The organism is Pseudocitrobacter sp. CD920760 (genome assembly GCF_057782505.1).
Genome location: NZ_CM173490.1, coordinates 1,742,977 through 1,756,803, shown reverse-complemented (window position 1 = coordinate 1,756,803; position 13,827 = coordinate 1,742,977). Strand labels below are relative to the sequence as shown.

Annotated in this window: 15 protein-coding genes; 7 read left to right on the top strand and 8 right to left on the bottom strand. The window is 53.4% G+C overall.

Annotated features, from left to right (window positions below):
* Positions 1-324: 324 nt before the first annotated feature.
* The 4 genes from AC1MKH_RS08010 to AC1MKH_RS07995 all read right to left on the bottom strand — a co-directional run bounded on the left by AC1MKH_RS08010 (position 325) and on the right by AC1MKH_RS07995 (position 2,987).
* The gene (locus AC1MKH_RS08010; protein ID WP_231827861.1) at positions 325-807 is read right to left on the bottom strand and encodes a type III secretion system chaperone family protein; all 483 of its coding nucleotides are present in this window, start codon (positions 805-807) and stop codon (positions 325-327) included.
* A 118-nt stretch (positions 808-925) separates the two neighbouring features.
* On the bottom strand, positions 926-1,828 hold the full coding sequence (rimK, locus tag AC1MKH_RS08005) for a 30S ribosomal protein S6--L-glutamate ligase (protein ID WP_276218086.1): 903 nt from the start codon (positions 1,826-1,828) through the stop codon (positions 926-928).
* Between the two features lie 162 nt (positions 1,829-1,990).
* Positions 1,991-2,713 (bottom strand): oxygen-insensitive NADPH nitroreductase, encoded by a 723-nt coding sequence (nfsA, locus tag AC1MKH_RS08000; protein ID WP_276218602.1) that lies wholly within the window; start codon positions 2,711-2,713, stop codon positions 1,991-1,993.
* Entirely contained in the window at positions 2,697-2,987 is a 291-nt protein-coding gene (locus AC1MKH_RS07995; protein WP_276218087.1) for a YbjC family protein, read from the bottom strand. The genes nfsA and AC1MKH_RS07995 overlap by 17 nt, the downstream gene beginning before the upstream one ends.
* 182 nt (positions 2,988-3,169) lie before the next feature.
* On the opposite strand from AC1MKH_RS07995, the gene AC1MKH_RS07990 reads away from it, so the two are divergent.
* Positions 3,170-3,433 (top strand): GrxA family glutaredoxin, encoded by a 264-nt coding sequence (locus tag AC1MKH_RS07990; RefSeq protein ID WP_015965155.1) that lies wholly within the window; start codon positions 3,170-3,172, stop codon positions 3,431-3,433.
* On the opposite strand, the gene AC1MKH_RS07985 is transcribed toward AC1MKH_RS07990, so the two are convergent.
* Positions 3,430-3,837 (bottom strand): inner membrane protein YbjM, encoded by a 408-nt coding sequence (locus tag AC1MKH_RS07985; protein WP_015965156.1) that lies wholly within the window; start codon positions 3,835-3,837, stop codon positions 3,430-3,432. The genes AC1MKH_RS07990 and AC1MKH_RS07985 overlap by 4 nt on opposite strands.
* Before the next feature lie 274 nt (positions 3,838-4,111).
* Here AC1MKH_RS07985 and AC1MKH_RS07980 point away from each other — a divergent pair, with 274 nt between their 5' ends.
* Both AC1MKH_RS07980 and AC1MKH_RS07975 read left to right on the top strand, forming a co-directional pair.
* Complete coding sequence (locus AC1MKH_RS07980) at positions 4,112-5,797, top strand: aspartate:alanine antiporter (RefSeq protein WP_108474643.1); 1,686 nt, start codon at positions 4,112-4,114, stop codon at positions 5,795-5,797.
* A gap of 325 nt (positions 5,798-6,122) precedes the next feature.
* Positions 6,123-6,713 carry a serine acetyltransferase gene (locus AC1MKH_RS07975; protein WP_276218093.1) on the top strand — a complete coding sequence of 197 codons (591 nt, stop codon included), beginning with the start codon at positions 6,123-6,125 and terminating at the stop codon, positions 6,711-6,713.
* A gap of 39 nt (positions 6,714-6,752) precedes the next feature.
* On the opposite strand, the gene AC1MKH_RS07970 is transcribed toward AC1MKH_RS07975, so the two are convergent.
* Positions 6,753-7,322, bottom strand: coding sequence for a TetR/AcrR family transcriptional regulator (locus AC1MKH_RS07970; RefSeq protein WP_276218095.1), 570 nt, complete (start codon positions 7,320-7,322; stop codon positions 6,753-6,755).
* Between the two features lie 117 nt (positions 7,323-7,439).
* On the opposite strand from AC1MKH_RS07970, the gene AC1MKH_RS07965 reads away from it, so the two are divergent.
* Together AC1MKH_RS07965 and AC1MKH_RS07960 are read left to right on the top strand one after the other, a co-directional pair.
* Positions 7,440-8,606 carry an MFS transporter gene (locus AC1MKH_RS07965; RefSeq protein WP_488452164.1) on the top strand — a complete coding sequence of 389 codons (1,167 nt, stop codon included), beginning with the start codon at positions 7,440-7,442 and terminating at the stop codon, positions 8,604-8,606.
* On the top strand, positions 8,603-9,415 hold the full coding sequence (locus AC1MKH_RS07960; RefSeq protein ID WP_276218099.1) for a Cof-type HAD-IIB family hydrolase: 813 nt from the start codon (positions 8,603-8,605) through the stop codon (positions 9,413-9,415). Before AC1MKH_RS07965 ends, AC1MKH_RS07960 begins: the two co-directional genes overlap by 4 nt.
* A 34-nt stretch (positions 9,416-9,449) precedes the next feature.
* Here AC1MKH_RS07960 and AC1MKH_RS07955 read toward each other — a convergent pair whose 3' ends face one another.
* Entirely contained in the window at positions 9,450-10,685 is a 1,236-nt protein-coding gene (locus AC1MKH_RS07955; protein WP_276218101.1) for an MFS transporter, read from the bottom strand.
* 267 nt (positions 10,686-10,952) lie between these two features.
* Here AC1MKH_RS07955 and ybjG point away from each other — a divergent pair, with 267 nt between their 5' ends.
* Positions 10,953-11,561 (top strand): undecaprenyl-diphosphate phosphatase, encoded by a 609-nt coding sequence (gene ybjG, locus AC1MKH_RS07950; RefSeq protein WP_015965162.1) that lies wholly within the window; start codon positions 10,953-10,955, stop codon positions 11,559-11,561.
* 69 nt (positions 11,562-11,630) lie between these two features.
* Complete coding sequence (gene deoR / locus AC1MKH_RS07945) at positions 11,631-12,389, top strand: DNA-binding transcriptional repressor DeoR (protein WP_276218106.1); 759 nt, start codon at positions 11,631-11,633, stop codon at positions 12,387-12,389.
* A gap of 32 nt (positions 12,390-12,421) precedes the next feature.
* Here deoR and dacC read toward each other — a convergent pair whose 3' ends face one another.
* The gene (gene dacC, locus AC1MKH_RS07940; protein WP_276218604.1) at positions 12,422-13,624 is read right to left on the bottom strand and encodes a serine-type D-Ala-D-Ala carboxypeptidase; all 1,203 of its coding nucleotides are present in this window, start codon (positions 13,622-13,624) and stop codon (positions 12,422-12,424) included.
* Positions 13,625-13,827: the final 203 nt, after the last annotated feature.

Genomic DNA, 13,827 nt, shown 5'->3' with positions numbered 1-13,827 from the left:
TCGTACCGCATTGAAGAAGAAATGGTTCCTCTCGCCGCAGTCGTTGCTCGCTTAACGGATGCAAAAACCTCGCCAAATCTGCGAAAGGTCTGGCTATTGAGGGGGATCATCCGGGCATCGCAAGAATAACTGTAGCCAGAGATAGAGGCTATAGCTCAGCGTTAAAAACGCCTTTTATCAATTTTTTATGCAAGATCACTCTATCTGATAGGCCAAAAGGGTCTTTCAGGTAGTGAATGAATCTTTAAAAATAGGTTAAATACGGAATAAACGAACGTGATACGCAGCCGCTCTGGCAGTGGCTGCGCTATTCAGGGGGTGGAATCAGTGAAGAAAGTGGTATTGAATCTCTTCAGATGGCTGTTCTTCCTCTTCTTCCGCTTTAAACAGTAGCTGCTGCGCGAAAGCCTCCAGAATCACCATCGACACCTGCTCTTCGCTTTGACGCATGAAGGCCACGAACTGCTCGTAGGCCACGCCAACAGAGGCAGATAAAGACTGGCAAACCACCAGTTTTGGCAGATTATCATCCTGTATATCGATGAACGCCTTCACGGTCAGCGAACTGGCATTAATCGCAGAGAGATCCGCTGCCATCGCTAACAGTGCGGTTGGACGAATTTCCGCCAGCGCAGAGAAGAGAATAGTGTTATCAATAAGGTCGATTTTAGCGTCAAACACGCCATCAAAATTTTGCATATGCGGCAGGTGCAACGCCTGACAGGTATCGCACTCATAGAAGCTGATGCCTGATTCGTCGAGCCACTGACGTAACGTATCCAGACTCGGGACGACGAGTGAATCCATATGACCTATGACCTCATGCGGTTTAAAACAGAACAAAACCGGGCAATGGGCCCGGCATTCGATCGCTATAGCTTACGCAAAATTGCACGCGTATACCACGAAAGCCGAAAAAACAGTCTTAGCCGCCGATTTTAAGGCAAAAACCGGGGTGCGCCTGACGCTCAATCCACTCGACCATTTTGCCCGCGATATCAATACCGGTGGTTTTCTCGATGCCTTCCAGCCCCGGCGAAGCGTTCACTTCCATCACCAGCGGCCCGCGCGTGGCGCGCAGAATATCCACACCGGCGACATCAAGCCCCAGGGTTTGCGCCGCCTTCACGGCAATTTCGCGCTCGCGCAGGGTAATTTCCGCCACCGTCGCCACGCCACCGCGATGTAAGTTAGAGCGGAAATCCCCCTCTTTCGCTCGCCGCTCAATCGCCGCCACCACGCGATCACCGACCACCAGGCAGCGAATGTCGCATCCCTTCGCCTCTTCAATATATTCTTGCACCAGGATATGCGCGTTTAAGCCGCGAAAGGCATCAATCACACTTTCCGCTGCCTGACGCGTCTCGGCAAGCACGACGCCAATACCCTGCGTGCCTTCCACCAGCTTCACCACCAGCGGCGCGCCGCCGACCATATCGATTAAATCGCTGGTGTCATCAGGCGAATGGGCAATACCGGTCACCGGCAGGTCGATGCCCTGACGCGCCAGCAGTTGCAGCGAACGCAGCTTGTCACGCGCGCGGGTGATGGCGACGGATTCATTAAGCGGATAGCTGCCCAGCAATTCAAACTGACGCAGCGCCGCCGTGCCATAAAAGGTGATCGCCGACCCAATACGCGGGATAACCGCGTCAAAATGCGGGAGCTTGCGCCCTTTATAGTGGATGGACGACGCCGACGGGCTGATGTTCATATAGCAGGAGAGCGGGTCAAGAATTTCGACGATATGACCACGGCGCATTGCCGCTTCACGCAGACGCTTACAGGAATAGAGCGTTCCATCCCGGGACAAAATGGCAATTTTCACCTTTTACCTCGCTAAAAAACCTGAAAAAAGCCCGCGTATGATACACGTACCGCCGGAAGAAAAATGGTGTCCGGCGGCCTTTTTTTCTATCTAATAATCAAATCATTCGAATCGTATCAACGCGCGCAGCCAACGCAGAGACAATTCGAAGGATGAAGATTATTAGCGGGTCGCCCAGCCCTGCTTGTGCAGATAATCGAGAATAAACGGACGATTCTCTTTGATGATGGTGCGGCGAATATGATCGCTCCAGGTGTCACGGCGCGTGTTGCTGCCACGAGACAGATAATATTCCGCAAGCTGTTCGTCGTATTTCGCCAGTTCGTCGGCATCCAGCGGCTGATAGTGGTTTTCATGCACCACGATAGAGGCAGGCAGGCGCGGTTTGATATCCGGGTTGCTGTCCGGCCAGCCCAGGCACAAACCAAACAGCGGCAGCACGTGTTTAGGCAGCTTCAGCAGCTCGGTCACCGCCTCAATGCTGTTACGAATTCCGCCGATGTAAACGCCGCCAAGCCCAAGAGATTCTGCGGCGGTAAAGGCATTCTGCCCCATCAGCGCGGTATCGACTACGCCCAGCAGCAGTTGCTCCGCCAGGCCGAGCTGCGCGTCAGGGCAAATTTGCAGATGGCGGTTAAAATCGGCGCAGAAAACCCAGAACTCCGCCGCCTGTGCGACATGCTGTTGACCGCCGGTCATCTCGACCAGTTGCGCGCGCATCACTTTATCGGTGACGCGGATAATCGAACTGCACTGTAAAAAACTCGAACTGGATGCCGCCTGGGCGCTGGCGATAATCGCCGCGCGTTGCTCGTCACTGATGGGCTTATCGGTAAACTGGCGAATAGAACGGTGGCTGAGAAGCAGATCAATGGTCGGCGTCATCATGTTTTTCCTTATCTTGCTTAGGGGGCGTTTTGGCATTACGCTCCATCAGTTGTGGTGCAACGGTTTGCGCCATGCCCCAAAACAGGGCAAAGGCGGCGGGGAGCATCAGGATTATCCCGGCGAAAATCATCACCACCGCCGCCCCCTGGCTGGCGACAGGCGCAGGCAATGTGACATAGCCGTTAAGCGAGAGCCAGGCGGCCCCCAACAACACCATGCCTATTGCTTCCAGAATCAAAACGCTTTTGGGTAACGACCCGAGCGAACGCATGCGTCCTCCGCTTAACCGTGCTGCTTTATCAGACCACAAGTTTATCTCAGCCGCCGCGATTGTTGCAGGGCAATTCGCCACACATAGCCAGAATGAATTGAAGCAACAGGCAGAACCTTCTTTCGCGCCAGAGGGAATAAGGTCATGATGAGCGCCTTATTTTAAGGTTGAGGAGAGAAACGATGTTCACCGTAATTTTTGGTCGCCCGGGTTGCCCGTACTGTGTTCGCGCAAAAGAACTGGCTGAAAAACTGACGCAGGAACGTGACGACTTCAACTATCGCTACGTTGATATTCATGCGGAAGGCATCAGCAAAGCTGACCTGGAAAAAACAGTCGGTAAGCCGGTTGAGACTGTGCCGCAGATCTTCGTTGATCAGCAGCACATCGGCGGTTGCACGGATTTTGAAGCCTGGGCCAAAGAGACCCTCGGCCTGTACGCTTAATCCTTCGGATGCCCATCCAGCGGGTGGGCATCCGCATCACGGTTTTTCAACCGTAATAAGGTCGTCACAAATAAGAAGCACAACGCCCCCAGCGCACACCAGAATACCGCGCTAAACAGCCACGCCAGCTCCTGCCAGAACGAACGCTCAGAATAGAAAAACAACCGCATCAGCACCATACACAACGGCGCTGCCAGAATCGCGCCGACCAGCGGCCGTAACAAGCGACGTCTTGGCGAAATAAAGCTGGCGACCGCTCCCGGGATCAAAAAGAACAATAACCCCAGCTCAGGCGCGCCAGACGCACGAAACGCGCCCTTCATATGCAGCAGCAACGAAAAGAAAACCACGATAAAAAGCAGGAAACAGCAGATCACGCCGGTCCAGCCGCGTTCAGATCTCAAAGGATCCTCCTGAAAAATTCTCTATCAAACTCAACATTTCACCCATTGGGCGCCCAGTCAGATAAAGCATCTGGCCATCCGTGCCAAAACACTTAAGTACAAAAAGCGATTGTTGCTAGCCGAAGCGATAAGGAACGATTAAACTAACGGCTTCAATTTTTTGGTTATTTTGTAGGTACAGAACAGAGGCAATTACGCGGCTGTCTGAACCAAAACATTAGACTAAATAACCAACTCTTTCAACAAGTTACTGGTAAACAAGAAGTTAGTCTCCGTGAATATAAACGTCGCAGATTTGTTAAATGGGAATTACATCCTGTTATTATTCGTGGTGCTGGCACTTGGCCTTTGCCTGGGAAAATTACGTCTGGGTTCCGTTCAACTCGGTAATTCTATTGGCGTTTTAGTCGTCTCCCTGTTATTAGGCCAGCAGCATTTCAGTATTAACACGGAGGCGCTCAATCTCGGCTTTATGCTGTTTATTTTCTGCGTGGGCGTGGAAGCCGGGCCTAACTTTTTTTCAATTTTCTTCCGCGACGGCAAAAATTATCTGATGCTGGCGCTGGTGATGGTTGGCAGCGCCCTACTGATTGCCCTGGGCCTCGGTAAGCTGTTCGGCTGGGACATCGGTCTGACGGCCGGTATGCTCGCTGGCTCCATGACCTCTACCCCAGTGCTGGTTGGTGCAGGCGATACCCTTCGCCACTCGGGAATGGAACCCGGCTTGCTGGCTATCGCCCAGGATCACTTAAGCCTCGGTTACGCCCTCACCTATTTGATTGGTCTGGTCAGCCTGATTGTCGGCGCGCGCTATCTGCCAAAACTGCAACATCAGGATCTGCAAACCAGCGCCCAACAAATCGCCCGTGAACGTGGTCTGGATACGGACACCAATCGTAAAGTCTACCTGCCGGTTATCCGCGCCTATCGCGTTGGCCCGGAACTGGTGGCGTGGGCCGACGGTAAAAACCTGCGCGAGCTGGGAATTTATCGCCAGACCGGATGCTATATCGAGCGTATTCGCCGTAATGGCATTCTGGCGAACCCGGACGGCGACGCGGTACTGCAAATGGGCGATGAAATTGCGCTGGTGGGATATCCGGACGCCCATGCCCGTCTCGACCCAAGCTTCCGTAACGGTAAAGAAGTGTTCGACCGCGACCTGCTCGACATGCGCATCGTCACCGAAGAAATCGTGGTCAAAAACCACAATGCCGTTGGCCGTCGCCTGGCGCAGCTGAAACTCACCGACCACGGTTGCTTCCTCAACCGCGTCATTCGCAGCCAGATCGAAATGCCCATCGACGATAACGTGGTGCTGAATAAAGGCGATGTGCTTCAGGTGAGCGGCGACGCTCGACGCGTGAAAACCGTTGCCGACCGCATTGGCTTCGTCTCTATTCACAGTCAGGTCACTGACCTGCTGGCCTTCTGCGCCTTCTTTATTGTCGGCCTGATGATCGGCATGATCACCTTCCAGTTCAGCAACTTTAGCTTTGGCGTCGGTAACGCGGCGGGTCTGCTGTTTGCTGGCATCATGCTCGGCTTCCTGCGTGCAAACCACCCGACCTTCGGCTACATCCCGCAGGGCGCGCTGAACATGGTGAAAGAGTTCGGCCTGATGGTGTTTATGGCGGGCGTGGGTTTAAGCGCAGGCAGCGGCATCGGCAATAGCCTCGGCGCAGTCGGCGGCCAGATGCTGGTCGCAGGGCTGATTGTCAGCCTGGTGCCGGTGGTGATTAGCTTCCTGTTCGGCGCGTACATTCTGCGCATGAACCGCGCGCTGCTGTTCGGTGCCATCATGGGCGCACGTACCTGCGCACCGGCGATGGAAATCATTAGCGATACTGCACGAAGCAACATTCCAGCGCTGGGCTATGCAGGCACCTACGCGATTGCTAACGTGTTGTTAACATTGGCCGGTACGCTGATTATCATCATTTGGCCTGGGCTAGGATAATTCTTAGTCTTAAATGTTTAGAAAAATTTTTAGGGATACAGAGAACTTTTCGCATAAGCGTCAGTCATAACTTATGCCACTGCTTTTCTTTGATGTCCCCATTTTGTGGAGCCCATCAACCCCGCCAGATTTGGTTCAAGGTTGATGGGTTTTTTGTTGCCTGGCGCACCAATCCCCCATTCACTTTGCCATCCTTATCCCACTCCCCTGCATCCCTGTTCTGAATGGCAAGAGCGATGAAAACATTGTGCCTTTTTGAATCTGGTCATCAGATACTTGCTTGCGTACACTACACGCCTGACGAAGAACCTGCTGGCGAGACACTATGCCTTACTTTCGCATCATCCTTTTTTTAATGACTGAAGATTTATCCATGCTGACCCATTACTGGCAGCTTGAGTTGTTACGTTCAAAATACACATTTTCATGGATAAGGGTTGTGAAGGAGTATCGTAAGGCGAAGAAAAAAAGTCTTCAGAACAGTCTATTCTGGTTTTGGTGGCGTCTGGCAAACCAAATGCATATGAGTAAAAAGCACCATTATAGACTTGCAGCTAAACGTCTGAATCTTAAGCTTATATCTACTTTCAATGTTGATATTATGCCAGGCGCAAAGATTGGAAGATGCCCAAGAATTCATCACTTTACCAATGTTGTTATTTCTAAATTTGCCGAAATTGGCGATAATTTATCTATAAAACAAGGCGTTACGATTGGCGTTAAGGATATTGACCTTCCAAAGTATTGTCTAAAAATAGGTCATAATGTCGATATTGGGGCCAATACCTGCATTATTTCGAACAACGTGACGATTGGAGACAATGTAACAATTGGAGCGATGTGTTTTCTGAACAAAGATATTCCAGAAAATTCAATTTGTTACAACAAAAGAGAGATGGTCGTGCATTCCTCTTAATGTGAACGAATAATGAAGGCCGGTACATTTTAACGTGTACTAGCCTTTCGATATGCCTGTACAAATTGATGCCCCCGCAATCCTCCCCACCGTTTCCCGTATCTGCCCCTTTGTCAGTGGCTGGCGGTCGGTAACAAAATGTAGCGTCATCCCTTCGATAAACGCATCCAGCGCGCGGGCGGTTGCCGGGTCAAACCACTGCTCCAGCGTTTGCTGGCTGCGCTGCATCCAATTTTGCATCACGCCTTTTAACGCCGGGCGATTGCTGGCAAAGGCATACAACTGATACATCAGCGTCATGTTACGCGGCGTGGTGACTTCACTGCTAAAGATAAGCTGAGTGATGGCATCGCAGGCGGCGGCAGGGTTTTCAACCTCACAGAAAAAGTCGCGATACTCCTGAGACATCCGTTCGGTGAATACGGTAAACGCCTCCACCAGTAATGCTTCAATGCCGTCAAAGTAATAGGTCATCGATCCCAGCGGGACATCGGCACAACTGGCAATTTTGCGGTGCGTGACGGCGCTGATGCCGTGGGCGGCGATGGTTTCCAGCGTGGCGTCCAGGATGCGCTCCCGGCGCTGCGGATCGTTGGGTCGACGGGCCATATTTCTCCTCGTTTGTTTATGTACAAATGTACACAGCCTTGCTAGTGTTGTCGCATCATTTCGTCAACTTCGCTAATGGATAATAACGTGACGCCCCGCAAAGCCCTTCAGTTGCGCATGTATGCGCTGTTTATGTTCTTCTTTTTACCGGGCTTGCTGATGGCCTCGTGGGCAACACGCACGCCCGCTATCCGCGATATTTTATCGGTCTCGACGGCAGAAATGGGCATTGTGCTGTTCGGGCTGTCGGTGGGCTCAATGAGCGGCATTCTCTGCTCGGCTCCGCTGGTGAAGCGTTTTGGCACGCGCGCGGTAATTCGCACCACCATGTCGTGTGCCGTCATCGGAATGCTAATTTTAAGCATCGCGCTCTGGTTCAGCTCAGCGTGGATTTTTGCCGCCGGGCTGGCGGTGTTTGGCGGCAGCTTTGGCGCAGCGGAAGTGGCCATTAATGTTGAAGGTGCAGCCGTTGAGCAAGAGATGAAAAAAACCGTGCTGCCGATGATGCACGGTTTTTACAGCTTCGGTACCCTGGTGGGCGCGGGTGTAGGGATGGCGTTAACCGCGTTTGGTCTACCCGCAATGTGGCATATCGCCCTGGCGGCGCTGGTGGGCATCGCGCCTATCGCTATCGCCATTCGGGCGATTCCCGAGGGTACCGGCAAAAACGCCGCAGATGGCACCCAGCATAGTGAGAAAGGCGTTCCCTTCTGGCGCGATATGCAACTGATGCTGATAGGCGTCGTGGTGCTGGCGATGGCATTTGCCGAAGGTTCAGCCAATGACTGGTTACCGCTGCTGATGGTTGACGGCCACGGGTTCAGCGCGAAGTCCGGCGCGTTAATTTACGCCGGTTTCACCCTGGGCATGACCCTTGGCCGCTTTACCGGCGGCTGGTTCATTGACCGCTACAGCCGCGTGACGGTAGTTCGCGCTAGTGCGCTGATGGGCGCACTGGGTATTGCGCTGATTATCTTCGTCGATGTCGACTGGGTTGCCGGCGTATCCGTGATTTTATGGGGGCTGGGCGCGTCGCTGGGCTTCCCGCTAACCATTTCCGCCGCCAGCGATACCGGCCCGGATGCGCCGACCCGCGTAAGCGTCGTCGCCACCACCGGTTATCTTGCTTTTCTTGTCGGGCCGCCGCTGCTGGGCTTCCTCGGCGAACATTATGGTCTGCGCAGCGCCATGCTAGCCGTGCTGGCGCTGGTGCTGGTCGCTGCGCTGGTGGCGCGAGCGGTGGCAAAACCTGAACCCAACGTTGTGATGGAGAGTAATGGATGAGTATCAAACTGATTGCAGTCGACATGGATGGCACCTTCCTCAGCGAGGCGAAAACCTATAATCGTGAGCGATTTCTGGCTCAATACCAGCGCATGAAGCAGCAAGGCATCCGCTTCGCGGTCGCCAGCGGCAACCAGTATTATCAGCTCATCTCCTTCTTCCCGGAGATTGTTGATGAAATCGCGTTTGTCGCCGAAAACGGCGGCTGGGTGGTGGATGCCGGAGAAGATATCTTCAACTGCAGTATTCCAAAGCAGCATTTCCAGGACGTGGTGCGTTATCTGCAAACCCGTACCGAACTGGAAATCATCGCCTGCGGAAAACAAAGCGCCTACACCCTAAAGCGCTATGATCAGACATTTAAAGAGGTTGCCCTCCGCTACTATTATCGTCTGGAAGAAGTCGATAACTTCGACAATATTGAAGATACCTTCCTGAAGTTTGGTCTCAACGTTCCGGATACTCTGGTACCCGAGATGCAAAAACTGATTCATGAAGAAGTAGGCGATATGCTCACCGCCGTCACGACCGGCCATGGCAGTATCGACCTTATCGTCCCTGGCGTTCATAAAGCGAACGGTCTGCGTCTGCTGCAGGCGCGCTGGGGTATTGACGACAGCGAAGTTCTGGCCTTTGGCGACAGCGGCAACGATATCGAAATGCTGCAACAGGCGGGCTACGGTTTTGCGATGGCGAATGCGTCGGACGTGGTGAAGTCAGTGGCGAAATATCGTGCGCCGCATAATAACGAAGAGGGTGTGCTGGACATTATTGAGAAAGCATTGAACGGCGAAGCCCCGTTCGCCTGAATGACTGCCCGGCAGCACTTGCCGGGCACACACATTATTGCGGTTGGTTGCTGCTGCCTACCGATTTGTCTTTCAGGAAGAAGACGACCGCCACCAGCCACAGCACACCGTTCGCCAGGTTGAAGAGGCTAAACAGCCCATTCCCGCCTTGCAGGTACATGTGTTTGCTGACTTCGATACCGACGGTAAAAATCAGCATCTGCAACATGCCCATCGCCGCCGAAACGGTGCCTTTGCTCATATCGCTGGCAAACAGCGTCAGTCGCACCAGGCCGGCATTCGCCACACCAATACCAAACGCGTAAACGCTCAATCCCGCCGTCATCCACAGATAGGCGTGCGAGGAAACGACCGTCGCTGCCGCCGCCAGTACTAAACCGGCCATAATCGGCCAACCGCCCATGATAATCAGTGAACGCACGGAACGGCGAGAGGTCAGGCGCGCCAGCGTCAGGTTTCCGGCGATCAGCGCGCCGAAGATAGGCACCTGTAACAGGCCATATTCATAGCTGCTGGCCTGCTCACCGCTGATAATAATCACCGGCGATTGGGCTATCCACGCCAGTAACGGCAGGCTAACAAAACCTGTCGCCAGTGCCCCCGCCAGGAAACGTCCATTTTTGAGTACCAGCGCGTAATCACGGCCTAACTCACCGAGAGAGAGCTTTTCGCCGATACGCGTAGCGGTTTCCGGCATTGCGCGGAACAAGCCGCCAAAAGCGACAACCGAGAGCAACGCGAACAGTACAAACATACCCTCCCACGGCGCAACGTGCACCCAGGCCGCACCGACCAACGGGCCAAGCAATGGCGCAATCAGCGCTACGTTTGCCATCAGCGCGGTGATTTTAATGCAGGTGGCCTCGTCGAAAGATTCCTGAATCGCCGCATAGCCTACCGCGCCGATAAAGCACAGGCTGACCCCTTGCAGGAAACGCAGGAAAATAAACTGTTCGATATTGTGCACCAGCAGCGTGGCCAGACAGGTGACGATAAACCACACCACGCCGGTCAACATTACCGGGCGGCGGCCAATACGATCCGACAGCGGCCCCAGCAGCCACTGTAAAAACATGCCGCCTGCCATATAAGCCGTCATCGAGGTGGGAACCCACTCGTTGCCTGCGTTGAATTGTTCCACCACCGCCAGCATACCCGGCTGAATCATATCATTGCCGATATAAGTGGAGAATTCGTACAGCACCAGACAGAGCGGAAAAAGCAGCGCCTGACGGCCCAGACGTTTGCCGGAAAGAGAGGGATTACTCATTACCAAAACTAACTCAGTGTAAAAACGCGCAAGTTTAATCCACAGGTCGTAGTGACGATAGTAAATTATCGCTCAGATGTAATATTTCCGCACAATTTTACTCGTTTAAGGTTTGCTTAACTTTGGATAGGTATAGTGTGCTGAATTCAACGAGTTAACCTGATTAGCGCGCGTGCGTGGGAGCGGAATTAAGACAATCCCCCTTTACCGCTGCGGTTAAGCTTTTTAAGGTATCGGTCATTAATCTGTCATAAAAGTCTGGATGTTATGCTGGAAATCCTGAACCACCAACTCTTCGCGCTGTTGAATGCCACCCCCGCTTCGGCGCAGTGGTTAATCACCCTGGCGACCTTTATCGCCCGCGACCTTATCTCTATCGTTCCCTTCCTGGCGGCTGCGCTCTGGCTTTGGGGGCCGAAACAGCAGGTTTGCGCCCAGCGTCAGCTGGTGGTCAAAACCGCGCTGGCGATTGTCGTCGCCCTGACGCTTTCATGGGTTGTGGGCCATCTTTTTCCGCACGATCGTCCCTTTGTCGATGGCGTGGGCTACAACTTCCTGCCGCATGCCGCAGACGATTCCTTCCCAAGCGATCACGGTACGGTGATTTTCACCTTTGCCCTCGCCTTCTTGTTCTGGCACCGTTTGTGGTCCGGCGCGATATTAATGGTTATTGCCTGCGCAATCGCCTGGTCCCGGGTTTACCTTGGCGTGCACTGGCCCATCGATATGCTCGGCGGTTTCCTGAGCGGCCTTATTGGCTGCCTGACCTCACAGATGCTCTGGCACCGCTTTGGCTCTCAGGTCTATCAACGCCTGCAATCACTCTACCGTATGCTTTTCTCCCTTCCCATTCGCAAGGGTTGGGTGCGTGACTAAGCCGTCAGGCACAGGTAATATGACAGGCTGACTCCGGCGCCCTGCCGGAGCTGGCCCGGTAGAGGAAACATGGAAACACGACGCGACGAGCGGATTGGTCAACTCATTCAGGCATTAAAACGCAGCGATAAACTGCACCTTAAAGAAGCCGCAGCGCTGTTGGGCGTTTCAGAAATGACGGTTCGCCGTGACCTGAATAGCCAGAGCGGGCCGGTGGTGCTGCTCGGCGGCTACATCGTCCTCGAACCGCGTAGTGCCTCGCATTATCTCTTAAGCGATCAAAAAACGCGTCTGGTGGATGAAAAGAAGCGCGCGGCTCAGCATGCTGCGCAGTTGCTTAAAGCACACCAGATGGCCTTTTTTGATTGCGGTACGACGACACCGTGGATCATTGACGCTATTGATAATGAGCTGCCTTTTACCGGCGTTTGCTATTCACTGAATACCTTTCTGGCGTTGCAGGAAAAACCCAACTGCAAAGTTATCCTCTGCGGGGGGGAGTTTCATGCCAGCAACGCCATCTTTAAACCGCTGAGCGAACACGACACGCTGGCCCATCTCTGCCCGGATATCGCCTTTTATTCGGCGGCTGGCATCGACATTGTTCAGGGTGCAACCTGCTTTAATCTCGAAGAATTACCGGTAAAACACTGGGCGATGCGTCAGGCGCGCTACCACGTGCTGGTGGCGGATCACAGTAAATTTGGTAAGGTACGCCCGGCAAGAATGGGCGCGCTGGAGAAGTTTGATGTAATTGCCAGTGATATTCGCCCGGATGATGATATTGTCGCGCTGGCGAAAAAAACGCAGATATCCTTACTTTACTGACCGCGCCAACTGGCGCGGCCTGTTATCGTCAATTAAGAGAACCAGCTACCAAACCATTCGTGGAATTTCATCAGCACGAAATCGAGCATCCGGTTAAAGAACCCGCCCTCTTCCACGGCTTCCATCACAATCAGTGGACGCTGTTCAATAGTTTTATCATTCAGTTTAAAGTCGATGGTCCCGACAACCTGGCCTTTCTTGAGCGGCGCGGTGAGCTGCGGCTGAGTTAGTGAGTAGCTGGCCTTCAGGTTTTTCAGTTGCCCTTTCGGTATGGTAATTGAGCCCGCTTCGCCAGCGCCCAGCTTCGCTTCGCTGGTATCGCCGAACCAGACGCGCTGCGTCACGAAGGTGGCGTCCGGTTTAATCGGCGTCACGGTTTCGAAGAAGCGGAAGCCCCAGGTCAGCAGTTTCTCTGATTCGCCAAAGCGAATGCGGTCCGTTTTGGTGCCGAGTACCACGGAAATCAGGCGCATTTCGCCCTGACTGGCAGACGCTACCAGGTTATAGCCTGCACCTGCGGTGGTGCCTGTTTTCACGCCATCAACGTTCAGGCTTGAGCTCCACAACAGACGGTTACGGTTTGGCTGGCGAATGTTGTTAAAGGTGAACTCTTTCTCTTTGTGGATCGCGTACTCTTCAGGCACATCGTGGATCATGGCTTTGGTCAACAAGGCCATATCGCGCGCAGTACTGAACTGCCCCGGCGCATCAAGGCCGTGGACGGTTTTAAAGGTGGTATTGGTGAGGCCAATTTTCTGCGCATAGCCGTTCATCAGGCTCACGAAGGAGTCCTGGCTGCCGGCGACATAGTCCGCAATGGCAATACTGGCATCGTTACCGGACTGGATAATCACACCTTTATTCAGGTTCTCAACGGAAACCTGTTCGCCAGGCTTCAGGAACATGACGGAAGAGCCGCGCAGTGCCGGGTTGCCGGTCGCCCATGCATCTTTTCCGATGGTGACCATATCGGTCGGCTTAATTTTCCCCGCTTTCAGCGCCTGGCCCACCACGTAGCTGGTCATGATTTTGGTCAGGCTGGCCGGGTCCAGTTTTTCGTCCGCATTCCCTTCGGTTAACACTTTACCGCTGGAGTAATCCATCAGGATCCACGCACGTGCGTCAATCGACGGCGCATCAGGAAGTTGTTCCGCCGCCTGCACAGCAGGTGCGACAAGAAGTAAAAGAGCAGAGCCCGTCACCAGGCCACGAAGGGAAAAAGCATCACGCGTCATAAAAGCCACCCAAGTATCCATTCCAAAAAAACACGCCACTACCGTAACCGTGCTGCACCAGGCGGTGAGTAATAACGTATAAACTCTCTTAAAGAAACAGTGAGTTGGTAAAGTTTGTTAAGTTTACGCAAGATCCCAGGGATGTGCGAAAATCCTGAACAATTTTTTGATCGAGATTGCCTAATGTCGAGGATTGAATCACC

Bases quoted from the DNA above. Each gene is read 5' to 3' on its own strand.
- nfsA (WP_276218602.1), bottom strand. From the start codon at position 2,713: ATGACGCCGACCATTGATCTGCTTCTCAGCCACCGTTCTATTCGCCAG.
- AC1MKH_RS07990 (WP_015965155.1), top strand. From the start codon at position 3,170: ATGTTCACCGTAATTTTTGGTCGCCCGGGTTGCCCGTACTGTGTTCGC.
- AC1MKH_RS07975 (WP_276218093.1), top strand. From the start codon at position 6,123: ATGCCTTACTTTCGCATCATCCTTTTTTTAATGACTGAAGATTTATCC.
- ybjG (WP_015965162.1), top strand. From the start codon at position 10,953: ATGCTGGAAATCCTGAACCACCAACTCTTCGCGCTGTTGAATGCCACC.
- AC1MKH_RS07965 (WP_488452164.1), top strand. From the start codon at position 7,440: ATGTATGCGCTGTTTATGTTCTTCTTTTTACCGGGCTTGCTGATGGCC.
- AC1MKH_RS08010 (WP_231827861.1), bottom strand. From the start codon at position 807: ATGGATTCACTCGTCGTCCCGAGTCTGGATACGTTACGTCAGTGGCTC.
- AC1MKH_RS07955 (WP_276218101.1), bottom strand. From the start codon at position 10,685: ATGAGTAATCCCTCTCTTTCCGGCAAACGTCTGGGCCGTCAGGCGCTG.
- deoR (WP_276218106.1), top strand. From the start codon at position 11,631: ATGGAAACACGACGCGACGAGCGGATTGGTCAACTCATTCAGGCATTA.
- AC1MKH_RS07995 (WP_276218087.1), bottom strand. From the start codon at position 2,987: ATGCGTTCGCTCGGGTCGTTACCCAAAAGCGTTTTGATTCTGGAAGCA.
- dacC (WP_276218604.1), bottom strand. From the start codon at position 13,624: ATGACGCGTGATGCTTTTTCCCTTCGTGGCCTGGTGACGGGCTCTGCT.
- AC1MKH_RS07970 (WP_276218095.1), bottom strand. From the start codon at position 7,322: ATGGCCCGTCGACCCAACGATCCGCAGCGCCGGGAGCGCATCCTGGAC.
- AC1MKH_RS07960 (WP_276218099.1), top strand. From the start codon at position 8,603: ATGAGTATCAAACTGATTGCAGTCGACATGGATGGCACCTTCCTCAGC.